Origin of the sequence: Methanobrevibacter ruminantium M1, from assembly GCF_000024185.1 — an archaeon.
In the GTDB taxonomy this organism is placed as follows: Archaea; Methanobacteriota; Methanobacteria; order Methanobacteriales; family Methanobacteriaceae; genus Methanobrevibacter; species Methanobrevibacter ruminantium.
In genome coordinates this window covers 2,008,203-2,030,941 of sequence record NC_013790.1, presented here as the reverse complement: position 1 = coordinate 2,030,941, position 22,739 = coordinate 2,008,203, and the positions used below count along the sequence as shown (strand labels likewise).

21 protein-coding genes are annotated in these 22,739 nt (G+C 29.6%); 10 read left to right on the top strand and 11 right to left on the bottom strand.

Features of this window, described 5'->3' with window-relative positions; all coding sequences use genetic code 11:
* Window positions 1-117: 117 nt before the first annotated feature.
* Window positions 118-627 carry a hypothetical protein gene (locus MRU_RS07815; protein ID WP_012956364.1) on the bottom strand — a complete coding sequence of 170 codons (510 nt, stop codon included), beginning with the start codon at window positions 625-627 and terminating at the stop codon, window positions 118-120.
* A 430-nt stretch (window positions 628-1,057) separates the two neighbouring features.
* Window positions 1,058-1,438 (bottom strand): desulfoferrodoxin, encoded by a 381-nt coding sequence (locus MRU_RS07810; RefSeq protein ID WP_012956363.1) that lies wholly within the window; start codon window positions 1,436-1,438, stop codon window positions 1,058-1,060.
* Window positions 1,439-2,121: 683 nt separating this feature from the next.
* Here MRU_RS07810 and MRU_RS07805 point away from each other — a divergent pair.
* Together MRU_RS07805 and MRU_RS07800 are read left to right on the top strand one after the other, a co-directional pair.
* Window positions 2,122-3,048, top strand: coding sequence for a DUF2121 family protein (locus tag MRU_RS07805; protein ID WP_012956362.1), 927 nt, complete (start codon window positions 2,122-2,124; stop codon window positions 3,046-3,048).
* A 50-nt stretch (window positions 3,049-3,098) separates the two neighbouring features.
* Window positions 3,099-4,040 carry an MBL fold metallo-hydrolase gene (locus MRU_RS07800; protein WP_012956361.1) on the top strand — a complete coding sequence of 314 codons (942 nt, stop codon included), beginning with the start codon at window positions 3,099-3,101 and terminating at the stop codon, window positions 4,038-4,040.
* A gap of 172 nt (window positions 4,041-4,212) precedes the next feature.
* Here MRU_RS07800 and aroC read toward each other — a convergent pair whose 3' ends face one another.
* Window positions 4,213-5,313 carry a chorismate synthase gene (gene aroC, locus MRU_RS07795; RefSeq protein ID WP_012956360.1) on the bottom strand — a complete coding sequence of 367 codons (1,101 nt, stop codon included), beginning with the start codon at window positions 5,311-5,313 and terminating at the stop codon, window positions 4,213-4,215.
* 356 nt (window positions 5,314-5,669) lie between these two features.
* On the opposite strand from aroC, the gene hemB reads away from it, so the two are divergent.
* The 4 genes from hemB to MRU_RS07775 all read left to right on the top strand — a co-directional run bounded on the left by hemB (window position 5,670) and on the right by MRU_RS07775 (window position 10,463).
* Window positions 5,670-6,665 carry a porphobilinogen synthase gene (hemB, locus tag MRU_RS07790; protein ID WP_012956359.1) on the top strand — a complete coding sequence of 332 codons (996 nt, stop codon included), beginning with the start codon at window positions 5,670-5,672 and terminating at the stop codon, window positions 6,663-6,665.
* 67 nt (window positions 6,666-6,732) lie between these two features.
* Window positions 6,733-7,632, top strand: coding sequence for a triphosphoribosyl-dephospho-CoA synthase (locus MRU_RS07785; RefSeq protein WP_012956358.1), 900 nt, complete (start codon window positions 6,733-6,735; stop codon window positions 7,630-7,632).
* A gap of 324 nt (window positions 7,633-7,956) precedes the next feature.
* A complete protein-coding gene (pheS, locus tag MRU_RS07780) occupies window positions 7,957-9,504 on the top strand; it encodes a phenylalanine--tRNA ligase subunit alpha (RefSeq protein ID WP_012956357.1) in 1,548 nt (515 codons plus the stop codon).
* 182 nt (window positions 9,505-9,686) lie between these two features.
* Window positions 9,687-10,463, top strand: coding sequence for an exodeoxyribonuclease III (locus MRU_RS07775; protein ID WP_012956356.1), 777 nt, complete (start codon window positions 9,687-9,689; stop codon window positions 10,461-10,463).
* Window positions 10,464-10,592: 129 nt separating this feature from the next.
* Here the strand turns inward: MRU_RS07775 and MRU_RS07770 are convergent, their stop codons facing one another.
* From MRU_RS07770 to MRU_RS07755, 4 genes are all read right to left on the bottom strand, one after another.
* Window positions 10,593-10,865 (bottom strand): winged helix-turn-helix domain-containing protein, encoded by a 273-nt coding sequence (locus tag MRU_RS07770; RefSeq protein ID WP_012956355.1) that lies wholly within the window; start codon window positions 10,863-10,865, stop codon window positions 10,593-10,595.
* 778 nt (window positions 10,866-11,643) lie between these two features.
* Window positions 11,644-12,432 carry a zinc-ribbon domain-containing protein gene (locus tag MRU_RS07765; protein ID WP_012956354.1) on the bottom strand — a complete coding sequence of 263 codons (789 nt, stop codon included), beginning with the start codon at window positions 12,430-12,432 and terminating at the stop codon, window positions 11,644-11,646.
* 77 nt (window positions 12,433-12,509) lie between these two features.
* Window positions 12,510-13,190, bottom strand: a complete 681-nt coding sequence (locus MRU_RS07760; protein ID WP_012956353.1) for a TIGR02253 family HAD-type hydrolase — start codon at window positions 13,188-13,190, stop codon at window positions 12,510-12,512.
* A 144-nt stretch (window positions 13,191-13,334) separates the two neighbouring features.
* Window positions 13,335-14,015, bottom strand: coding sequence for a DNA polymerase domain-containing protein (locus tag MRU_RS07755; RefSeq protein ID WP_012956352.1), 681 nt, complete (start codon window positions 14,013-14,015; stop codon window positions 13,335-13,337).
* A 646-nt stretch (window positions 14,016-14,661) separates the two neighbouring features.
* Here MRU_RS07755 and MRU_RS07750 point away from each other — a divergent pair.
* From MRU_RS07750 to MRU_RS07735, 4 genes are all read left to right on the top strand, one after another.
* The gene (locus tag MRU_RS07750; protein ID WP_012956351.1) at window positions 14,662-15,039 is read left to right on the top strand and encodes a 30S ribosomal protein S8e; all 378 of its coding nucleotides are present in this window, start codon (window positions 14,662-14,664) and stop codon (window positions 15,037-15,039) included.
* 473 nt (window positions 15,040-15,512) lie between these two features.
* Complete coding sequence (hypE, locus tag MRU_RS07745) at window positions 15,513-16,523, top strand: hydrogenase expression/formation protein HypE (protein ID WP_012956350.1); 1,011 nt, start codon at window positions 15,513-15,515, stop codon at window positions 16,521-16,523.
* Window positions 16,524-16,629: 106 nt separating this feature from the next.
* Window positions 16,630-17,070, top strand: coding sequence for an RDD family protein (locus tag MRU_RS07740; RefSeq protein WP_012956349.1), 441 nt, complete (start codon window positions 16,630-16,632; stop codon window positions 17,068-17,070).
* Between the two features lie 276 nt (window positions 17,071-17,346).
* Entirely contained in the window at window positions 17,347-18,042 is a 696-nt protein-coding gene (locus MRU_RS07735) for a CRISPR-associated protein Cas4 (protein ID WP_012956348.1), read from the top strand.
* 181 nt (window positions 18,043-18,223) lie between these two features.
* Here MRU_RS07735 and MRU_RS07730 read toward each other — a convergent pair whose 3' ends face one another.
* The 4 genes from MRU_RS07730 to MRU_RS07715 all read right to left on the bottom strand — a co-directional run bounded on the left by MRU_RS07730 (window position 18,224) and on the right by MRU_RS07715 (window position 22,689).
* Window positions 18,224-19,051, bottom strand: a complete 828-nt coding sequence (locus MRU_RS07730) for a DUF7839 domain-containing protein (RefSeq protein WP_012956347.1) — start codon at window positions 19,049-19,051, stop codon at window positions 18,224-18,226.
* A 456-nt stretch (window positions 19,052-19,507) separates the two neighbouring features.
* Window positions 19,508-20,950 carry a single-stranded-DNA-specific exonuclease RecJ gene (gene recJ, locus MRU_RS07725; protein WP_012956346.1) on the bottom strand — a complete coding sequence of 481 codons (1,443 nt, stop codon included), beginning with the start codon at window positions 20,948-20,950 and terminating at the stop codon, window positions 19,508-19,510.
* Between the two features lie 81 nt (window positions 20,951-21,031).
* The gene (locus MRU_RS07720; RefSeq protein WP_012956345.1) at window positions 21,032-21,355 is read right to left on the bottom strand and encodes a signal recognition particle subunit SRP19/SEC65 family protein; all 324 of its coding nucleotides are present in this window, start codon (window positions 21,353-21,355) and stop codon (window positions 21,032-21,034) included.
* 182 nt (window positions 21,356-21,537) lie between these two features.
* Window positions 21,538-22,689 (bottom strand): glycosyltransferase family 2 protein, encoded by a 1,152-nt coding sequence (locus tag MRU_RS07715; protein ID WP_227717064.1) that lies wholly within the window; start codon window positions 22,687-22,689, stop codon window positions 21,538-21,540.
* Between the last annotated feature and the right edge of the window lie 50 nt (window positions 22,690-22,739).

The window sequence follows — 22,739 nt, the reverse complement described above, 5'->3', positions numbered from 1 at the left end:
ATTTTTATTATTTTTGTAAGTCTAAGTTATATTTAATATTTAATAGTTTGTATTGATTTTTCTAAGTTTATGTTCTTCAGTGCTTAATAAATCAGATTGTTTCTTTTTTTTTAAATATCAGATTATTCCTGCTTTTTTAAATAGATCAGGATTGTTTTCAACAATTTGGTTTCTTTCATCTTGTAAAACTTTAGCCTGATTCATTAATGAATTTGCTGATTGGGCATATGAATTTCCAGAGCTGAAATCATTGTTTGTATAATATTGTAAAGCCAAATAAAGTTCATCGCTGGCTTGTCTTTTAATGGAAACTTCCTCTTTAATCAAATATAAATAATCAAGATAAATGCTCTCGTTTAGGCTAGATTTATATTGCTCAATATTTGAAAGCTTCTCATCAGCATCATTAAATTTGTCTTTTGCAATTTGGATGTTGTCAGTTCCACTAATAAAGTCCTTATTATTGATATAATTGATAGCAGAATTATAATCGGTGTCTCCTTCGGTAATATCAGTGTTCAATTCCTTCATATTGTTATTGATATTATCCATAGGGCTATTTATACATCCACTAACTGCAACAACTGCAATTAGTATTATTGCAATTAAAAAAATATTCTTTTTCATGTTATCTTTTGTTCATCTTTTATTTTCTCATTTTAAAGATTTTTATCTTTATTTATTTTATTTTAAAGATTTCTATCTATTTTTTGCTTTTTAAGATGTTTAATCAATCTTTTTCATCACTTATCTAAAATTTTTTATGAATGAATTTATTGATTATATTCTATAATATTAATAATATGATTTTCATATATAATAAAATTTAGCAAAATTTCAAATTTTTGCTAGGGATAATAAGTAAAAATGAAAAATTGCGAGAAATCAAATTTCATTAGAAAATTAAAAATAGGTTTTGGTTAATTTATTTAAGAAATATTGGTGTATGTATGAGTTTGGGGAAATTACCTTGGATAAAGGGCAATCCAAGGTAATTTTATTGTAGAGATTTCTAAAAAAAAAATAGAAATATAAATTTTAAATTTTATTAAATAGCTTATGCATGCCATAAGCCGTGGATGTTACAATATTCGATTGCTTTTATGTCTTCAATTTCAGCGTTAATGTCAAATACTGCTTTTGGTTCTTCTCCTGGTTTTAAGTTAGCACGGAAGACTTGATCTCCAATGGTTAATTGGACAAAGTTAATGTAGTGTTCTTCTAACATAGGGTGTTCAACTTCTCCCATTTTAACTACAATTTTTCCATCTTCTTTAGTAACTACAGGGATGTGTTTTACTCCACCTTCCTCTAATTGTCTAGGTTCTAAGAGTTCCATAGGTTCTCCACAGCATACAAGTTCTCCGGCACCTTCAACGATTCCTTCGATTATATTTCCGCAGTGGTTGCATCTGTAAATTTCATTAATTTTTACCATTTTTAATGCCTCCAAAACATTACTATATTTATTATGTATTTTTCAATATATATAATTTTATATTTGCCGAACAGTAATAATGAAAAATATATCTTTGGTATTTTTTCACTTGTGTTTTTTATAAGATAATTGTCTTTTTTTATCCTATTTATTATTTAAAATAGGAATTATATTCAAAATAATTTTAATAGTATATTTAAAGAAATGATTTTTATTCTTTACTTTTTATAATTCTTATTTTTTGTTTTCTATTAATATATTTAATTATCCTTGCTTTAATCAAAAAGTTTAGTTTTTATAAAGCCTTATTTTATATATTTGAATTACAAATATATAAAGTAATATAAATTTTCAAAAAGGCAAATTTATATACTTTTTAATAAATTTATCTGTTTAAATTTTTTATTCCATTTTTAAAATTTAAAAGAATTGATTCTGATTTGTCTGATGATGATTTGAGTGAAGATAGTGTTGATGATATTTATTTTAATCGTTAAGGTTAGGGATTTGATTCTATTCCTGATTAAGGGATTACTTTTCATTCGTTAATAAAATAAAAGAATCGATTCATCCATTTTTAATATTAAATAATTGCTTTTTGAAATTTAGATAATAAAAACCAATTAAATAAATTAAAAAAAAGGCACATTAGATAAAGTGTCTAAATTAAGCGATGTGAGAGTATGAGTTTAATTATTGCTTATGTAGGAAAAAAAGGATGTGTAATGGCGGCGGATAAGCGTAGAATTGCTTATTTCGGTTTAAAAGAACAACGTGAAATTTTAGAACAAGAAATTTACTCTGGTGAAATTCATAATGATGAAGAATTATATGCTAGGGCTGAAGAGTTAGATGTTAATTTAAAAGTTACAGATAATGCATGTAAAGTAAAAAGCATTGAAAATGTTGCTATTGGTGAAGTAAGCTCTAGAGGAACAATGGAAACTAAAAGGAAAAGAATTTATGGTACAAGCAATGGTTTTAAAATCATTGAACTTTCCGGTTCTCATGTATTAAACTCTAAAAGAGGAGTCTCTTCAATAATCGTATTTGGTAATAAAGTTACTAAATCATTAGCTAATAAAATGATTCAGGAAAGATGGAAGCCTAGTTTCAGTTTAAAATATATGGGAGAGATATTTGGAGAGATTCTAAAGGACATTGCTGAAATCACTCCTTCTGTAGGTAAGGATTATGATGTGATAATTGAAAAAAATAATTTGGCAAAGAGCCAAGTTCAAGATTATATAGATGAAGTCGCTGAAAGGGACGTTAAAGTTTTAGCTAAATTCAGGGCACAACTTAGAGAGCAGTTGATGGAACAGAATGAAAATATAAAATTGGCTTCAACTATTATTGAAGAGGGATCCGTTGGCGAAATCGTTATAATTGATGATACCTTAATTGAAGTGAAGTTAAATCCTGATGTTAGGGCATTTGATGTTAATTGGAAGGTCCTTGCAGGTCCTGGTGAAAATGTTTTAATGGTTGTGGACGACTCTGAAGGTCTTGATAAGGGCGATGAGATAGTAATTGAAGACGAAGTCTTATGCGTTAAGAAGAATAAGGCTAATTTGAAATGTGATATAATTTTATGTCATCTTGAATAAGTTTTTTAAATTAAGAGATGTATTAAAATTCCTTATTTAAGGTGCTTAATATGAAAATAACATTTTTAGGTTCTGGTGGAGGAAGATTTACCACCATTAGTCAAAAAAGAATGACTGGGGGATTCAGGCTTGATAATTTCGGTGGAAAGAATTATCATATCGACCCAGGTCCAGGTGCCCTTGTCAGGTCTTACCAATTTGGTGTAAACCCAACTAAAATTGATGGAATTTATATTTCCCATTCACACACTGATCATTATGGTGATGCAGAGATTCTTATTGAAGCGATGACTCGTGGAATGACAAAGAATAATGGGATTATTATGGGGAGCAGGTCTGTTTTTGAAAAGTATAAGCGTTGGGGTCCTGCAATTTCTAATTACCATAGAAGCAATTCCAAGAATCTGATTTTGGTTCCAAATAAAATCAAACGTTTCCCTGATTTTTCAATAAAGGGAACTGACACCATTCATGGAGATCCTACAGGTGTGGGCTTTCAGATGGAAGCAAATAACTTAAAGGTTTCCTACACTTCCGATACAAGATATTTTGAGGAATTGAAGAAATATCATAAGGGTGCAGATATATTGATAGGAAGCGTTTTAAGACATGATGATGATGCTATCAAGGGACATATGTGTACTGATGACTTTATAAATTTGGTTGGTGACGTTAAGCCAAAATTAGCTATAATGACTCATTTTGGATTTAAGATGATTGCTGCCAATCCGGTTGAACAGGCAATAAAGGTTTCAAAGAACACAGGTGTTAGAACTCTTGCTGCATTTGATGGAATGTTGGTGGATGTTAATGAAAAATATCCTCAAAAGTCTCGTATGTTAAGACTTAAGGACAGATTTGCAGCTCATATGAAACAAGAAGACGTTTATTCAACTAATTTTAAAGTTAAATCAAATAAAAGAAATAAAATGAGAAATAAGAAGAAATATTATAATAATAATGATTCTAATAATTCTTTTAGCTCTAAATAATATTTTTCTTATTTTTTTAATTTTTAATTAATTTTTATTTAAACTTTTTTTATTATTTTTAGGTTTTTTTCTGTTTTTCTTATTATTTTTTTTATTTAAACTTTTTTTATTATTTTTAGGTTTTAGTTTTTTTTATTTCAATTATCTTTTTTATTTTTAATCTAATTTTAACTTAAACTCTTTTTTCTAAATTTGTAGGATGGATAAATCCTGAACGAATCATATGGTCTGCTAAAACTATTGCAGTTGCTGATTCAGCCACTGCAGTAACTCTTGGACAGATGCATGGATCATGTCTACCTTTAATTTCAATTGTAGTGTTTTCCTTTTTATTTAAATCAATGGTTTCTTGAATTTGAGAAATTGAAGGAGTAGGCTTAATTGCAATTCTTGATACAATTGGCATTCCATTTGTCATTCCTCCAAGAATTCCTCCAGAATTGTTTGTTTTAGTTTTAACATCATCTCTTTCGTAATAGAATTCATCATTGATTTCTTTTGCTGTTTTGGTCGCAACACCAAATCCTAACCCTATTTCCACTCCTTTAACAGCATTGATGTTCATTAGGACTTTTGCTAAATCTCCATCTATTTTTCCAAAAACAGGTTCTCCAAGTCCTGCTGGAACTCCTAAAGCAATTGTTTCAACAACTCCCCCTACAGAGTTTCCTTCTTCCTTTTTAGATAAAATCAAATCTTCCATAAGCTTGGCCACTTCAAGGTCTCCACATCTTACATTATTCTTTGTGATGTTTTCTTCAAGTGATTCAATATTTGCTTCCTTTGCTCTTATATCTCCGATTTGCACAACATGGGAGATTATTTTTATTCCTTTTGCACTAAGAAGCTTTTTTGCTATAGCTCCGCCGATTACATGGCCTATGGTAATTCTACCGCTTCCACGACCTCCTCCGTTATAGTCGTAGTTTCCGTATCTTTCTATCCAGCAGTAATCTCCATGTCCTGGTCTTGGAGTGTTCTTAAGTGATGAATAATCTTTAGATTTTTGATTTGTATTGTATACAACTCCAGTTATTGGAGTTCCATCTGTTTTTCCTTCAAATACTCCTGATAATATTTCCACTTGGTCCTGTTCTTTTCTTGCAGTTGTTAAAGCACTGGTTCCTGGTCTGCGTTTATTTAATTCAATTTGTATATCTTCTTCACTAAGTTCTAGATTAGCTGGACATCCGTCTACAATAGCTCCAAGTGCTTTTCCATGACTAGAACCAAAACTAGTAATTCTAAAGATTTTTCCAATTGTATTTGTCATTGTATCACTTTAATTATTTTCAAATTTCTTCTATGTAAATATTTTTTACTCATTATATTTATTATTTTAATTCAATTATTAAGTTTTAGGTATTTTTTCTTATCTCTTATTATTGTTCTAATTTAATTTTTAAGTTTTAGGTATTTTTTCTTATCATTATTATTCTAATTTAATTAATAAATTTTAAGTATTTTTAAATGACATATATTTAATTAAATTATTATTTTAAAAATTATGATTTTAATATTTTTCATTTAAATCTTACTTTATTTTTTTAAATCTATTAAAATCATTATTTCCTTAAACAGTCAATTAAAATTATTATTTTAATTATTAAAGTTTTGTGAGTGAATAATATGGATTTTCCAAATACTAGAATGAGAAGATATAGAAAAAACTCTAAAATAAGAGATATAGTTCGTGAAACCAAATTAAATAAAGAGGATTTGATTTATCCAATCTTTGTAAAAGAGGATTTAAAGGATGATGAAAAGGAAGAGATTTCTACAATGCCTGGAGAATTCCGATTTTCTATAAATGGTGCTGTGGAATATGCAAAAACATTGGAGGCTAAAGGATTAAGATCAATCATCATATTCGGTATTCCAAGTGATAGCGAAAAAGATGAAATCGCAAGCCCTGCTTATTCTCCAACAGGAATAGTTCAAAAGACCGTTCGCAAATTAAAGGCTGAAACTGATTTAGTTGTTATAACTGATGTTTGTCTTTGTGAATACACTTCTCATGGTCATTGTGGAATATTGAAGGAAAATGAAGATACTGATTTTGGATATGAAATATTAAATGACGAATCCTTAAAGTTCTTGGCAAAGACTGCGGTATCTCATGCAGAGGCTGGTGCTGATATTGTAGCTCCTTCTGATATGATGGATGGTAGAGTTGCAGCAATCAGAGAGGCTCTTGATGAGGCAGGATATTATAATACAATGATTATGTCTTATTCTGTTAAGTTCGCCTCTTCTTTTTATGCTCCATTTAGGGAAGCGGCATGCTCTTCTCCATCTGTTGGAAATAGGAAATCCTATCAAATGGATCCAGCTAATGCTCGTGAGGCTATTCGTGAGGCAGAGCTTGATGTTACTGAAGGAACTGACTTTTTAATGGTTAAACCCGCTTTACCTTATTTAGACATTATTAAAACAGTAAAAGATGAATTTAATCTGCCTTTGGTAACTTATAATGTAAGTGGCGAATTTTCAATGATTATGGCAGGAATAGAAAATGGCTATTTGACTGAAGACTCTATTATGGAATCCTTATTATGCATTAAAAGAGCAGGTGCAGACTTGATTATTAGCAATTTCGCTCCATATGCTTTAGATCATTTATAATATTTTTTCCAATATTTGAGGCATTCTTATTTGAGGTATTCAATTTTATTAATTTTGAGGTATTCTTATGGAAGCAAACCAAATAGCAAAATTGGCACAAATTGCATCAGCGTTAGAAGTTAGTGGTTATCCAAAACCTGGAAATGTTCATAGGACTCGTAATTATGATGATATGGTCTTTGAAGACTTTATAATCAGTGGAGTTGTTATTGGAGATACCATTCGAGAATTGGCTAATCACACCCAATCCATTGATGATTTGTCTGATGCAAATTTAGGCAAATATATTTTAGAGGCAGTTGCTGAAACAAATAAATGGATTGCAAATAATACCAATCTGGGCATTATGATGATGTGTGTTCCTATTGCAGCTGCTGCTTCAATAAGTGATGATTTTAGCCAAATTCAAGAAAATGTAGGTAAATTGATGGATGCAACTACTGTTGAAGATGCTGTAGATTTATATGATGCAATTAATTTAGCTGATGCTGGAGGAATGGGGGATCAGGATGAGTTTGATGTAACCAGCGAGAAGGCTAAGGATGAATTGCGTGCAAACAATCAAACCATGTTTGATGTTTTAAAGATATCTGCTCCTTGGGATAGATTGGCATCTGAGCTTACTTCTAAAATGCCTGTTTCCTTTGAAATCGGTTATCCGACATTCACTGGTTTCTGCAATTCATGTGAGGATGTTGATAAAATCAATAAGGCTACTGTACTCACTTTCATGACACTTTTATCAGAGATTCCAGACACTCTCATTTCAAGAAAATATGGTGATGAGGTTGCTAAAGATGTGTCTCTAAAGGCAAAAGAGCTTTTAGAATTTAAAGATGATGATGACTTTGTAGAAAAGCTTTTAGAATTCGATGACTATCTCTATGAAAATAAATATAATCCCGGCACTACTGCTGATTTAACTGCAGCATCTATATTTATTAGCTATTTGGATAAAGAATTCTAATTCTTTTTTTTCTTTATTCAAGCTTCGTTTTTTATTATTTTTTTATTTTCCATTTTTATTTGCCATTTCTATTTTTCATTTCTATTTTTCATTTCTATTTTTCATTTCTATTTTTTATTTCTATTTTTTTTATCATTTATTCTCTTTCTTAAAAAACTTTTTTTATTAAGAATTTCCTTAATTAAAAACTCCTTTTCATAAATGATAGTTTTTTTTATTAGAGCTATTTTTCATAAATCTTTATTAATTAGATTAAAGATATATTATAATATTATAAAATAATGCTTATTTAATAAAAATATAAAAATCACATCTGGTGTTTAGATGAGTGAAGTTATAGATAAAATCATTAATGAATTACATATTTATGAAAAAAAATTACTTAAAGAGTTAGAAAAGAACGAAGATCTTAGTCCTGATGAGATAGCTCAAGATACAGGCTTAAACATTAAGTCTGTAATGAGCGCAGCAGGAATTCTCGCTTCCAAAGGAATCATCACTGTTAAAAAAGATGTTGAAGAGAAGTTCAGCTTAACTAAATATGGTAAGAAGTATGCTGAAATCGGTCTTCCTGAAAGAAGAATCCTTAATGAGCTTCAAGAGAAAAAAGAATTGCATATGAAAGATTTGGCTAAAATAGACAGTCTTGAAAAGAAGGAAATCAATATTGCAATTGGCTGGTTAGTTCGTAAAGGCTGGGCTAAGATAAACAAAGGTGTAGTGACTATCACTGAAGTTGGAGAATCTTCTAAAGATAAATTAGGTGATGATGAAGTTTTACTTAATCTTTTAAATGAAAAGGGAAGTTTATCTCAAGATGAACTTGATGAAGATATGGCTAATGGTTTAGCAGCACTTAAAGATAGGAAAAAATTAATTGCAAGTGAAAAAACCACTTCCCATAGCTTCCAGCTAAATGACTTGGCTTATGAGATTTTAGATAAGGGCTTTGACTTAACTGAAGAGGCTACCCAATTGACTCATGAGCAATTGAAAGACGGCAGTTGGGCTAAACTAAAATACAGGCCTTATGATATTAATGCTGAATATCCTATTTTCTTCCCAGGTAAGGAACATCCATTAAGAAGAATCATTCAGGAAATTAGGGAAATCTTCCTTAACCTTGGCTTTACAGAAGCAAAAGGAGAATATTTGGAGTCTGCATTTTGGAATTTCGACTCATTGTTCCAGCCTCAAGATCACGCTGCAAGGGAGATGCAGGATACATTTTATGTAAAGAATCCATTGACTTGCGACTTGCCAGATGATGACCTTGTTGAAAGGGTAGCTAAAACCCATGAAGATGGTGGAAATACCAATTCTGAAGGTTGGCATTATGATTGGGATGCAGATATTGCTCGCCAATCTGTTCTTAGAACCCATACAACTGGAATTTCTACACAAGCACTAGCAAATTGGGAGCTTCCTATTAAAATGTTTTCAGTAGGCAGAGTATTTAGAAGAGAAACCTTTGACTATAAGCATTTGCCTGAGTTCCATCAAGTGGAAGGATTGGTTGCAGCTCCTGGAATCAATTATCAAAATCTCCTCGGAACATTAAAGGAATTCTATAAGAAATTAGGCTTTGAAGTTAGATTCAGACCTGCATATTTCCCTTACACTTATCTTTCAACTGAATGTGAAATCTATTTGGAAGAGAAGGAAAGCTGGATAGAGCTTGGCGGATGTGGAATGTTTAGACCTGAAGTTTTAGAACCTTTAGGTGTTAAAGTTCCAGCCTTAGCATTTGGTTTAGGTATTGAACGTTTAGCTATGATTAGATATGACTTATCTGATATTAGAATGCTTTATAAGAGTGATATCAGTTGGTTAAGGGAAGTTCCTTTAGAAGAAGGCATTAACTTTGAATAAGTTTCTTCCTTAGAAGAAGGCATTAACTTTGAATAAGTTTCTTTAGGAATATTTTTTTTAACTAATTAATTAAAATGTAATTTTTATCTTTTGGCCTATTCTTTTGGAGAATAGGCTATTTTTTTAGATTTTTATTTTTTATCTATTTTTTGATTTTATGCTTTTAGTTAGATGTGATTTTTATGACAAAAATTAGACTTATCTCATGGAATGTAAATGGCATTAGAGCAATTCATAAAAAGGGCTTTCTAGACTGGTTTAATGAAGAGAAAGCAGATATTGTAAACTTACAGGAAACCAAAGCTAAAATAGAGCAGTTACCAAAAAAATTAATCAATGTTCCAGGCTATACCAGCTATTTCCACTCAGCTGAAAGGGGAGGATATAGCGGAGTGGCCACTTACACTTCAATAGAGCCAAATGAAGTTATTAATGGAATGGGAATTGAGAAATTTGATATTGAAGGAAGATTAATCAGATTGGATTTTGATGACTTTACTCTCTTAAACATCTATTATCCTAATGGAGGTCGCGACGAAGAGAGATTGCAATATAAATTAGACTTCTATGATGCATTTCTTGATTATGCTAACGATTTAAGAGACCAAGGAAAAAATCTTGTTATCTGCGGTGACTTAAATACTGCACATAAGGAAATAGATCTTGCAAGACCTAAGCAAAATGAGGATGTATCAGGTTTTCTTCCTATAGAAAGAGAATGGGTAAGCAAATTTCTAGACAATGGCTATGTAGATACCTTTAGAATGCTACATGAAAATGAAAAAGAAAAATATACATGGTGGAGTTATAGGACTAGAGCGAGAGAACGCAATGTAGGGTGGCGTTTAGATTACTTCTTCGTAAACGAAGAATTTAAAGACAATGTAAGAGCATCTTACATTATCTCTGAAGTGATGGGTTCTGATCACTGCCCTATAGCTTTAGAAATTGAAATTTAATTTTATTTTTTTTTATTATAATAATCCTTAGATTATTTTTTATTTTTTTATTTTTTTAAGTTCAAATTCTTTGAGTTTTTTTTTACTTATTTTTTTTAAGTTCAACTTTACAGTATTTTTTCACAGTTTTTATTCGGTTTTTTCATCAAATTCCTTGATTATTGTTTCGCCTATTTCGGTTAATTTATATAAACGTCCTTTCTTGTCGTCAGGATTTAATAAATAAACCAATTCTTTTTCAGTTAACTGTTTAAGAGATAAACTAACACTGTTGATGTTTAAATTTGTTTCTCTTGCAATGTCACTAGGTTTTTTAGAACCATCTTTCAATGTTTTAAATACTTTTTCGCGGTGTTTTGAGATTTTGATGTATTCAGTCATTACTTCCTCAAAATCACTCATATTATCACCTCTTATTATAATCTTTAAATAAAAAAATTTATTTTTGAAATTTTTATAGTTTCCCTTTTTAAAATACTTATTTAAAGCTTACTTTTTAAATATGGGTTTACTATATTAAACTATTTATAATATTATGTATTGTTTGTTCTATAATAAATAAATAACTGATTCTTAGTTATTATTTACTTATAAGATTGTTATATCTTTGTTATTTCTTTATTATTACTTTGCTATAGTTTATTTCTTATTTATTTATAATTTAGTTATTATTTACTACAAGTTTACCTATTATTTATCTATTATTTACTTATAATTTACTTATAATTTACTTATAATTTGCTTATTATTTACTTATTATTTACTTATTATTTACTTATTATTTACTACTGTTTTACCTATTATTTACTATACTTTACATATCTTCTTATTTATATTTATCTATTTTTTATCTATTATTAACTAATTTTACCTTATTTTTTAATAATGGCTTTATAAAGTAAGGAATTTAATTTATTCATTGTTTAACATTGACTTAACTCGATTAAGGGATTTTCATTATAGTTCACTTTTAAAAAATTAATTTTTTTTTTAAGTAATATTTAACTTATGGTTCATATAATTTTCATATAATTAAAAGATTAAATAATATAAAATTAATGAATTTATAATTTTAAAAGGAGTGAAAGCATTCAAAAAAGTTTATTATCGAAAAATAAAAAAATAGTGATGATTTATAGGATAAAGATTGAAAAAAAGTATTTAAATTAAAAAAGAGTATTTAGAAGAGTTTATCTTCAACATACTCTCCATTATTTAAAGCAATTGTAGTGCTATATGCATCGTACATACCGTAAAGCCATACAAGCATGTATAATAAGACTCCAATTACAAAAATTGTTAAAACGATGGATACGATTGCTCCAATAATTAAAAAGATTCCTTTATGAGTTTGATTATTATAGAATTGCCCAAGGCCTGGGAATATAAGTGATAGAATAAGAGAGAATAAAGGTTCTTTTTTAACAACAGTCAATTGTCTTACGCCACATTTTGGACATATTTCAGCTTTAGGATCAATCGGATTTCCACAATTTCTACAATATTTCTGTGGAGCGTTTTGTGTTTGAACTGGTTTTTTCTCTTCTATTTTACTTCCGCAATTTGGACAGAACTTTTCTGTAGTTACTTTAGTTCCACAGGATGGACAGGTTTTGTCATTATTTTCACCTTGGCTTTCAGTCTTGGCTTCATATGGAACTATGGATGCTGTGGATTGTCCGCATCTTGGACAGAACTTTTCATTATTCAATTCATGTCCACATTTGCTGCATATCTTTTTATTTTCCACAGGAGCTTTAGGAGTTTCTTTAACTTCAGAAGCATCTGTATCTAATTTTTCTTCAGTTGGAGCAGTGTTTAAGTCTATTTTCTCTTCAGTTGGAGCAGCGTCTAGGTCTAATTTTACTTCTTCTGCTTTTACATTTGATAGATTAGCTCCACAATTTTTACAGAATTTATTTGTATCTTCTTGTTCTTTGCCACAGTCTGGGCATTTGATTTGCGCCATTTTATCACCCGCAATGTTTTTAAAATAATTTAAAATAAATTAATAAATTTATATTCATCGTTTATTTTCAAATAAACTTATAAAACAGTATCAACATCGGAAATGCTGTCTAAAACTATTATATCAATGTCTTCATTATTAACTCTTTCTTTTTCCTCTTCATCTAAAGTGGAATTTACAAGTATTGCACTCATTCCAGCATTAACTGCACCCATACAATCAATATCTAGTTTATTCCCTACCATAACACTTTTTTTAACATCACATGCCATTCTTCTGCATGCTTCAAGATAGATTTCAGGGTCTGGCTTTTCAACTCCCACTTCCTCTGATGTAATTACAATGTCAAAGAAATGATATAAATTTAATCTGACAAGTTTCTCCCATTGTTTTATTGTGATTCCATTTGTTATTGCCCCTAATTTATAGCCGTTACTTTTTAAGTAGATTAAAATGGCACTTGTTCTAGGGAATGGTCTTAAAAGTGCAAATTTAACGTTATGGTAAGTGGTCATGCCGATTGCCACTAAAAGAGGATCTTCCTTACCTAAAACTTCTTTTGTCAATATGTTAAAGTGTTTTGAATAGTTTGAACCTTTTTCTTTAATAATATCTTTTAATAGGTCATATGCTTCATCAGGTTCTAAAGGTAAACCGTTGTTGCACATACTTTCAATAGCCGCATGTCTTGCAAGATCTGCAAAGCTAGAAGTGTCTAAAAGAGTATCATCTATATCAAAGAACACAGCTTTAGTCATTATTACACCTGGTTTTATTATTTATTGTAATTTTAATTTATAGATTTATTTTTTTATTTTTATAAATCGGATTATTAAGTTTTTTTCTAAAAGAATCTATCTGAATTTTTTTGTCTCTAAAAGAATGTATTTTAACATTATTTTCTAAAAGAATGCATCTAAACTTTGCTGTCTTTCGGTTGATGCCAATTCTCTCAATCTATTTTTATCATATCCTAAAGGTTCCATCATTCTTGAAACTGCTGGAATCAGTTGATTTTCAATATAATATTCTTTATCATATTCAACTCCTTCACTATATTCATAAGGGACTGCCCTTTGGCTAATAGAACCTTTTCCTTTACTGATTATATATTGTACAATTGTTCCTTTACCTACTTTAATTCCATGTGCTTCAATTTCACGCGCAGCAATCACATGAGGTCCTATTTGCTTATAGTCATCAAGATTTTTAGTGATTTGGGTATGTATGATTAGATCTTTAGTTGCAATGTCTCCTGATTTGATTTTCCTAAGGACTTTGCTAATGATCTTTTCAGCCTTTTTAACATCCCCCTCTTTTAGGATGGCCATCAATATTTCCTCTTGGGTTTTTTTAGCTATTGGTGCCCAATCTCTTCTTACAAGCTCTAAACCTTTTGCTATGATTTTCTCATTTTCAATTACTGCATATCTTTTTTTGCTTACAAAAAAACCTCTTCTGTAGAATCCCTCAAATTCAAGTTCCATTGTATCTGGTAACTCTCCATTAAAGAAGTTTAAAAACTTGTCCTTTTGGATTTGAATTTCTTTTTCAATAGCTAATTGCTCTGGGGATTCTGGCATTTTAACACCTTTTCTTAAAAGATTTTTTTATACTATTAATATGTATAGATTTTACTTTTTAAATAATTTATGTTTATTTTTAAGTTTGATTTCTAATTTTAAACTTTAATTATTTAATTTTATTTTTCTATCTAACTATTCTCTATTAAAATCAAGTTTTGATTTTTTTTATGCCCTTTTTCTTTAAATCCCTTTTCTGTGAATTTTTTTCATTCTAAATCCGATGTCTTTTGAAAAATCCCCAATTTTTAAGTCTAAAAATAGTTAGGTTTATATATTGTTTTGAATATAAATATATACATTCTTACTTATTCTTGCCGTAAGAGTCATTAATTAACTTGCTTATTTGAGAATTTATTCTCGTTTTATTTTAAAAAATAAATATAAAAATAAATTTAATGGTAAATACAAGTGCTATTAAGTTTTTCTCTTTATCAAGCAAAGCGGACAGCTTGTTTTTTGAGTTTTAATTTTTATAAAACTAATATTCCCTAGACAATTCTATGGAAATTTTAGTTAAAAAGCATTATTAAGAGATAATCTTAATTTAATATCTAAATAGAAAACCAATATTAAGATTGATCTTAATTAATTTATTTATTAATATTACTAAATAACGGATTAAAAAATTTGAGGAGATGTAGTTATGGCAATTTGTCAAGGAAAATCAACTAGAACACCTTCTGGTGCTAGAAGAGTTGCAAATCGTGGAAAAAGAAAATCTGAATTAGGTAGAGAATCTGCAGAAACTAAATTAGGGGACAAAAATTTAAGAAAAATCAGAACCCGTGGTGGAAACGTAAAAAACAGATTAGCTAGAGACAATAAGATTAATGTAGTTGATGCAGAAGGTAAAGCTCAAACTGTAGAAATTTTCGGTGTAATCGAAAACACTGCTAACCCAAACTACGTAAGAAGGAACATCATTACTAAAGGTGCTATTGTAGAAACTGCAGCTGGAAAAGCTAAAGTTACTTCTAGACCTGGCCAAGATGGTGTTATTAACGGAGTTTTAATCGAATAATTTCGTTAATTCTTTTTTCTTATTACTTTTTTTTATTTACTTTTTTTACTTCTTTTGAACTATTTTTACTTTTATTGCTTGTTTTATTCTTGTTTTTATTTATTTGGACTATTTTTACTTTTATTGCTTGTTTTATTCTTGTTTTTATTTATTTGGACTATTTTTACTTTTATTGACTTATTTATACTTATTTTTACCCATTTTAAAATAATCATAGATATCAATAGAACGCTATAATTACTCATTTTAAAATTATCATAACTGCACCATCAATAATCATTTTCAAAAAATAAATATTACTTAAAATAGAATTATGGCAAATACTTATTTAATAGTAAATACTAAAATATTATTGTTAGTTATTATGCTAAATAATATATTTTTACAAAAATTATTATTTTGGCAACTATGGGAAATTAATAATTCCATTTATTATTTAAATTTATTTAATTTTTTATAATTAAGGCGATATAATGAAAATAGGTATGTCACATGGAGCTGGTGGAGAAGTTATGGGTAATCTAATTTCAGAAACCATTCTTAATAATTTATCAAAAAAAGCTGTTGAAGGAGGTTTAGGCCTAGATGCTTTAGATGACGGAGCAACTATACCTTTAGGCGATTATGAAATTGTATTTACAACTGATGGTCACACAGTAAATCCTTTATTCTTCCCTGGAGGAGATATTGGAAGAATTTCAGCAGCAGGAACCATTAATGATGTTTCAGTTATGGGCGCAAAGCCTTTAGCAATTTCCAATGCAATGATCTTGCAGGAAGGCTTTCCAATAGAGGATTTGGATAAAATCATCAAGTCCATGAGTGCCACTTGTGAGGAGGCTGATGTTGCAGTTATCACAGGAGACACTAAAGTCATGGAACAGGATAAGCTTGAAGGAATTGTCATTGTAACCACAGGTATTGGAATAGCAAAAAAAGGAGAGGTAATCAAGGATTCCACATTAAGCGTTGGAGATAAGATAATAATTTCCGGAAGTGTTGGTGACCATGGAATGAGTTTGATGTCCTTTAGAGAAGGCTTTGGATTTGAAACAGAGTTGAAATCTGATGTGGCTCCTATGTGGGGAATTATTTCAAAGGCTCTTGAAGTTGGAGGTGTCACTGCAATGAAAGACCCTACCCGTGGAGGTCTTGCAAATTGCATAAACGAGATGGCTCGCAAATCTGGTGTTGGAGTATTGCTTCAAGATGAAGCCATTCCAGTGAAGCAAGAAGTCAGAGCGGCATCTGAAATGTTAGGAATTGACCCTTATGAAGTTGCTAATGAAGGTAAGGTTTTAATGGGCGTAAAGGCTGAAAAGGCAGAGGAAATTCTAGAAGCCATTAAGACTGATAAGTATGGTGCCGATGCAGCTATCATTGGTGAGGTTATTGATGATGATAAGGTTTTAATTGAAACGGGAATTGGAGGCATAAGGATTTTAGAGACTCCTATTGCAGATCCGGTTCCAAGAGTATGTTAAAATAGTTTATGATAATTTTATTATTAGCTTTAATTTAAATTAAGATTTTTATATCATTAATTTAAGTTTAAGCAATTATGTATTGAAATGGAGTTTGAGGGATTATATGGATTTATTTGTAAAAAGAATCATTGCTTACATTCTTGATTTCTTTGTAGTTTCAGCATTTATGTGGATTTTCTCATATTTAGCTTATTTCTTTATTAATTATTTAAATATGTTCCAAATCTACCATTATTTCATTTTTATACTTCCAATATTAATTTTAGTTTACTTTACATTCTTGGAAAAGAATATAGGGGCAACTGTTGGCAAGAAATTAATGTTTATAGAAGTGAAATCTACTGTTGCTAAAAGAAGTAGAAATGGAAGGAATTATAATTTAACTTATGGGCAAGCATTTATTAGATCTTTATCTAAAATCTACTGGTTCCCTATAATCATTGATGTGATTCTTGGTAAAATTGCTGGAAAAACCAGATTACTCGATGGATTTTCTAAAACCACTGTAGTTGAAGAAAGAGTAGACAGATATCTTTATTATTAAATTGCTAGATATTTGAAAAGAGAGAAAATTGCTCTTTTTTCGAATAATTTATGATAATATTTAGTTTTATGAATTATTTATTTAGCAGTTTTTTTCTTATTTATTCTTCATTAAACAGTTATATAACTTATTATTGTTTTTTCATTTCTTAATTTTTTTAAATTTAGTTTATTTTTTAAATTTAGTTTATTTCATAAGTCTTAATTAATTTCATTTTTTTAAGACTTTCATCTATTTTTTAATCATTTTTATCATTCTACTTTTAGAGGGGATTTTATGGAAAATAAGCTTATAAGACAAGACACTAGCGATTTAGATATTGTAAATCATCCAGAGATTAAGGGTTTACAGATTATTGAAGGAAAAATAAATTTTCCAATCAGTTGGTTAAATCAGCAAGGGTACTGTGAATACACATTATATCTGCAATACCTAAAAGGCATTAAAACAATGCCAACTCAGGCTATGACCACAGGCACTAAGGAACATTTAAAGTTAGAGGAAGAATTTAAGCAAACTGCAACCCCATCAAGTTTTGATGATGCATTTAAGGAATCTAAGGAAAAGGAAATACTGTCTCGTGAAATGTTTGTTATAGATTCTGAAGAGGGGGTTCGAGGTTTTATTGATGAGATTTGGATGACTCCAGATGAGATTGTGATAATTGATGATAAACCGGGCAATAGGGCTTATCCATCATCTATGAATCAAGTTCGTGCATATTGTTTGGCCTTTAAAAACATGATTGGCGATGATAATCGTATAATCAGAGGCGCTTTAAGACAAAGAGGCACTGACAATATATTTTGGAGTGAAATCTTTGATGAGAAGGTTGAAGAGAATATATTATATTTAATTCACCGTATGCATGGTCTATTTGAAGGCACTAAACCTTTCATACCTACTAAAAATGGAAATAAATGTAGAGCATGCAGATATCAATCCTATTGTGAACACAAAGTTGATATTTAGTTTAAAAATTAGTCTGATTAATTATTTTAATCAAAAATTAGTCTGATTATTCATTTTAAAAAAAGTAAAATCTTATTTTTTCATTAAATCTTTATTTAGAAGATTAATGCTTATTTTTATAAATAAAAAGAGTAAAAAATAGTTATTTTAAATAAAATAACTATTAAATCTATTTTTAAATTTAGGCAGTTTTTACAGACTTCTTAGCATCTATGACTTGATATTGAATATTAGCATCCTCTAAATCTTTACTAATATTCTTGCTCATGTCTCCAATGGAAAGAATCATAACATTAAGTCCTTTTCTAACTGCAGATTGGGAAGCTTCGCTTACTCCAAATTCAATGTCTATTGGAATGCCTAAATTATTGGCTACTGCATGTGAAGTGGTGCCGATTGCTGCAACCTTATCAATGGAACTTAATCCATAATTTTCATAGTTTCCTTCATAGATTCCTTTAACCAAGTCCAAATCAGCAGAACGTGATCCTCCATCTTTGATTGGAGGCAATGTGACTATTAAAATCTTGCTGTCTTTGATTTCAATTGTTCCTTTGAGATTTGTTAGAGCAACATCAAAGCCTTTTTTAGTGTCTAATATCACATCTGCATATGCTGAAGTTTGGGCGTTTATTGATGCATATAATCTTCCATTTTCCATATATAAACCTACTTCGTCTCCTTCTTTCAAGTCTTCTTTTGCAATTGCAGGCCAAGTGGATTTATAATATGTCATGGTTTCAAGAACACTGTCAGTATATTTTCTAAGGATGATTGCATCTTTTTTAACCTTTGCAATTCCTTTTTGAGTTATTTTATATGGTGCTCTTCCGTCTTTTGAAGTAATGTATTCAAGTTCGGTTAATGTTTTTATGTTTTCGGAAACTGCTTGGATAGTAATTCCTAAACGTTCAGCCAAATCTTTTTGTTTTAAGTTTGGTTCTTGCTTAGATATTTCACCTAATATTTGAAAATGAGTTAAAGCTCCTCTTTTTTGTAAAATCTCCATAATTATTCCCCATATTTTTTTAAATAATTTACGAACAAATTATGTCTTAAATTTTTTTTAAAATAATTGAATATTAACTAAATACTTATATGTATTTTATTTTATATAAAGTTTATTTTAATTGTAATTAAAGTTAATTTGATTATGCAATTATTTAAAAGGAGCATATTTATTATTTTCTTGATTAATTAAAGAATTTTTATTATATTTGGTAATGTATTTTTAATTTATCTTTAAAATATAATTAAAGAATTTTTATCAAGTATAAATCAATATAACTAATTTTTTGAGATTTAATTTTAATGGTGTGGTGATAAGTTATTTTTCTCTTTAATTTGCATAGAACTTCTATTTAATTTACATAGGAATTCAATTTAATTTACCTAGAAATTCTTTTTAATTTTCTTAGAACTTCTATTTAATTTTACTTAGAAAGATTTAAAAAATTTAAGAAAATTAGTCTTCAAGAGCTAATTTTCCTTCTAGTTTTTCATTCATCAAATTTAAAAATTCATCTTTTTTATCTTTAGGAATATATGCACCACAAGCAACATTATGGCCTCCTCCATTTCCTCCTAAGCTTTGTGCAACTTCTCTTATAATGTTTCCAAAGTGAATTCCATCATATGCCAAAAGTCTTGAGCAGCGTAAAGATATTTTTAAATCTTGATTCTCATCACTTACTTGAGTAAATGCAATCATGGGCTTTCTCCAATCTCCATAGCTAAGAACCATTCCTGCAATTGTACCTACTACATTGCTTCTGATTCCTGAGCCGTCAAAGTATTGCAGGTTTTTCATTTGAATAATCTTATGCTCATCCTCAATGCTTTGAATGTTCTCGGCCAAATAACCTCTATGGTCTTTAGAAATGATTTCAAGTGCATCTAATGCCTCAGCTCTATTTCCTTCTAGGATTTTTAAAGCAACGACCTCTTCATTATTTCTAACGCATGCATTCATTGCAGTGGAAAATTCAGATGCATCCCTTAGGAATGTGCCGTCTTCTTCGGCTAAGAATTCGTAAGTGTCAGCTATTACCAATTTAGGAACATAAATGCTATATCTTGGAGGAATTTCGTTTGATATCATCCTTATCAATTCGCTAGTCAATGCCCTTTTTTGAGCGTCATTCAAGTCACTGAGGGTGGTTGCCCTTTCTCCTGAAGGAACGCTTTCATCTTTAATTCTTCTAGGTATTCCTAATCTTTGTAAAAGCGCAATTGTTTCATTCTTATTGTTGGTAATAGGCAATTTAACATCACTGAAATAGGATAATGCTACAAATAAGGGCCTTGTTTGTCTGCCATATAATGACAGGTCAGTATCGGAGCTGACTAGCCCTTCTTCTTTGGCATCTTGAAGAATTGTTTTGTTCATCCCTTGAAGCTTTCCGGTTTTAGTGTTTTGCATATCTCCAATGGCAGCAAGAACTCCTATCCAACTGAGGTCCCTATAGCCGAATTCCTTAGCAAGGAGATAGCATAGTCCTCCTCCACAGATTTCCTGTGAACCGTCTATATCGTGAAACATTGGATTTATCTCGAGATAAGTATATTCCACACTGTCTGGATAGTCCATTTCCCTAAGTGGAGGGTGGTGATCCAATATCAGTATTTTTGAATCTTTTTTGGCATGTTTGTCTACAGGCTGTCCTGATCCAAGGTCTGAAAAGATGGTTAGTTCATGTTCTATTTCCAAATCTTCCAAGACATCAAGATTTACTATCTCTATTTCATAGTCTTTTCCTATTCTTTTTAAAATAGTGGATAGGATGGCTCCTGAAGATATTCCATCACAATCTGTATGGCTATATATTTTAATGTCTTCTGAGGACTCTATAAGTTCCTTTGCCTCTTCATATTTCTGTTTCATGTCTGGTGGTAATGTTTCTATCATTTTAATCCCTTTGGTTAAAATAGTTGTTTTCTATAATTAAAAATCTTAAAAATTATTTAATTGTTTAAATTTAATTTTAATCTATTTTTTTCCTTTTTTACCTTTTTTAGTAGGCTTATAGTTCTTTCTAGCTTCTCTAATATCTTTAATGCTATTTGACAAATTCATAAGAATTTCTTTTTTTGAATCATCAGTTTCAATTATGATTCTTCCAGATTTATTATACCATTCTCCAGGATAGGACTTATCCTCTTCAACAGTATATTTGTATTTTAATTTTTGAGCAGCCTTTTCAATCTCTTTTATTCTTGGTTCTGAAATAGCATATTCCTGTGATATCTTTCTGCCTTCATTTAGAGATTTGTCTGCATCTAAATAAATTGGCCATATCATTACTTCTTTCATTGTTTCACCTTTGGTTTTTCATTCTTAAATCAGTATACTTACTATTTAATATTAGATTAGTATAATATTTAATTATTTAGTAAAGTTAAAAATTAATTCTTTGCTTTATGTGAATTTCAGTATGGATTGGATAATAATCTCTTCTAGTTTTATTTATTTTGCTTTTTATAAAGCTTTCTTTTTTATGATTTTATTTTTAATAATAATTTTGTGGTCTTTAAAATCAATTTATACTTCAAACCATACTTTTTAGTCTTATCTAACTTATCAAATTCCTCTAAAAATATCTTATTTTCCTCTTTTGTATTTTTTCTGCTTAGCCATAAGCTTATCCAGTTTAATAGATAAGGGTTTAGGAACAGGTCCTTATTCTTTATATTGAAATTGTCACAAAGCTCTGAAGACAATCTATATGCTTTAATTGAATCATAAACCAATCTGAAATTGATATTTTTTGTAACTGACTTATCTACAACCTCTAAACGCATAAAATAATTATAGACAATCTTGTCATTCAAAAACAAAATTCCATTTTCGCTTTTAAAGTATGCTTCCAATAGAAAGTTCAAATCCTCTGCAGAGACACATTCGGGGAAATTGATATTGTTTTTGCTTATAAGTTCGCTTCTATAGATTTTAGTCCAAAATGAAGGTAAAATCTTTAAGATAGCTATTTCCTCTTTATTTTCATCCTTAATATTTCTTATGAATATCTCTTTATTATTTTTATAATTTTTATCCAGTTCCTTTGGGTGGGAATTATCAGATTCCTTTGAATTGAACTTATTCATATCTATGGAGCTACCATAGAAGAACTTGCTGAATATGTTTTTCCAAAGGCTCCCTACTATTCCCTTAAAGTTGGATCCCTTTACTAAATCATCTAAATAGCTAAGATATGGTTCATCAAGGGTGTCGATATAGGGAGTGTAGGATTTTCTTATGAAATTCTCTTCCGGATAATGCCTAAGATATCTTCCAAAGGCAATGTCGCATCCATATTCCTCTATTTTATTTAAGAGAATCTCACAAGCGTCTTTTGGATATGTGTCATCTGAATCAATAAACATCAGATATTCTCCATTCACATAATTCAATGCAAGATTGCGGGGACCGAATGCTCCTCCTTTGTTTTCTTCAAGAGATATGGATTTTATAGTTTCCTTTCCAGTATCCGAATTTATCCTTTCCTTATATTCTTGAATGATTTTAGCAGTGTTGTCTGTTGAACAGTCATCCGCTATAATGATTTCCAGATTTTCAATTCCAATTGTCTGATTGATTACTGAATCTAAAGTTAGTGGAAGATATTTCTCTCCATTGTAAACAGGTATGATTATGCTTATTTTAAATTGATTGATAGAAATTCCTCCTCTGATTGATT

What these genes read in the sequence shown, in the direction of transcription:
- MRU_RS07810 (WP_012956363.1), bottom strand. Translation starts at nt 1,438, where the DNA reads ATGGTAAAAATTAATGAAATTTACAGATGCAACCACTGCGGAAATATA.
- MRU_RS07770 (WP_012956355.1), bottom strand. Translation starts at nt 10,865, where the DNA reads ATGAGTGATTTTGAGGAAGTAATGACTGAATACATCAAAATCTCAAAA.
- MRU_RS07730 (WP_012956347.1), bottom strand. Translation starts at nt 19,051, where the DNA reads ATGGAGATTTTACAAAAAAGAGGAGCTTTAACTCATTTTCAAATATTA.
- hypE (WP_012956350.1), top strand. Translation starts at nt 15,513, where the DNA reads ATGAAAATAGGTATGTCACATGGAGCTGGTGGAGAAGTTATGGGTAAT.
- MRU_RS07800 (WP_012956361.1), top strand. Translation starts at nt 3,099, where the DNA reads ATGAAAATAACATTTTTAGGTTCTGGTGGAGGAAGATTTACCACCATT.
- MRU_RS07815 (WP_012956364.1), bottom strand. Translation starts at nt 627, where the DNA reads ATGAAAAAGAATATTTTTTTAATTGCAATAATACTAATTGCAGTTGTT.
- MRU_RS07805 (WP_012956362.1), top strand. Translation starts at nt 2,122, where the DNA reads ATGAGTTTAATTATTGCTTATGTAGGAAAAAAAGGATGTGTAATGGCG.
- hemB (WP_012956359.1), top strand. Translation starts at nt 5,670, where the DNA reads ATGGATTTTCCAAATACTAGAATGAGAAGATATAGAAAAAACTCTAAA.
- MRU_RS07735 (WP_012956348.1), top strand. Translation starts at nt 17,347, where the DNA reads ATGGAAAATAAGCTTATAAGACAAGACACTAGCGATTTAGATATTGTA.
- MRU_RS07760 (WP_012956353.1), bottom strand. Translation starts at nt 13,190, where the DNA reads ATGACTAAAGCTGTGTTCTTTGATATAGATGATACTCTTTTAGACACT.
- MRU_RS07720 (WP_012956345.1), bottom strand. Translation starts at nt 21,355, where the DNA reads ATGAAAGAAGTAATGATATGGCCAATTTATTTAGATGCAGACAAATCT.
- aroC (WP_012956360.1), bottom strand. Translation starts at nt 5,313, where the DNA reads ATGACAAATACAATTGGAAAAATCTTTAGAATTACTAGTTTTGGTTCT.
- pheS (WP_012956357.1), top strand. Translation starts at nt 7,957, where the DNA reads ATGAGTGAAGTTATAGATAAAATCATTAATGAATTACATATTTATGAA.
- MRU_RS07765 (WP_012956354.1), bottom strand. Translation starts at nt 12,432, where the DNA reads ATGGCGCAAATCAAATGCCCAGACTGTGGCAAAGAACAAGAAGATACA.
- MRU_RS07755 (WP_012956352.1), bottom strand. Translation starts at nt 14,015, where the DNA reads ATGCCAGAATCCCCAGAGCAATTAGCTATTGAAAAAGAAATTCAAATC.
- MRU_RS07775 (WP_012956356.1), top strand. Translation starts at nt 9,687, where the DNA reads ATGACAAAAATTAGACTTATCTCATGGAATGTAAATGGCATTAGAGCA.
- MRU_RS07785 (WP_012956358.1), top strand. Translation starts at nt 6,733, where the DNA reads ATGGAAGCAAACCAAATAGCAAAATTGGCACAAATTGCATCAGCGTTA.
- recJ (WP_012956346.1), bottom strand. Translation starts at nt 20,950, where the DNA reads ATGATAGAAACATTACCACCAGACATGAAACAGAAATATGAAGAGGCA.
- MRU_RS07750 (WP_012956351.1), top strand. Translation starts at nt 14,662, where the DNA reads ATGGCAATTTGTCAAGGAAAATCAACTAGAACACCTTCTGGTGCTAGA.
- MRU_RS07740 (WP_012956349.1), top strand. Translation starts at nt 16,630, where the DNA reads ATGGATTTATTTGTAAAAAGAATCATTGCTTACATTCTTGATTTCTTT.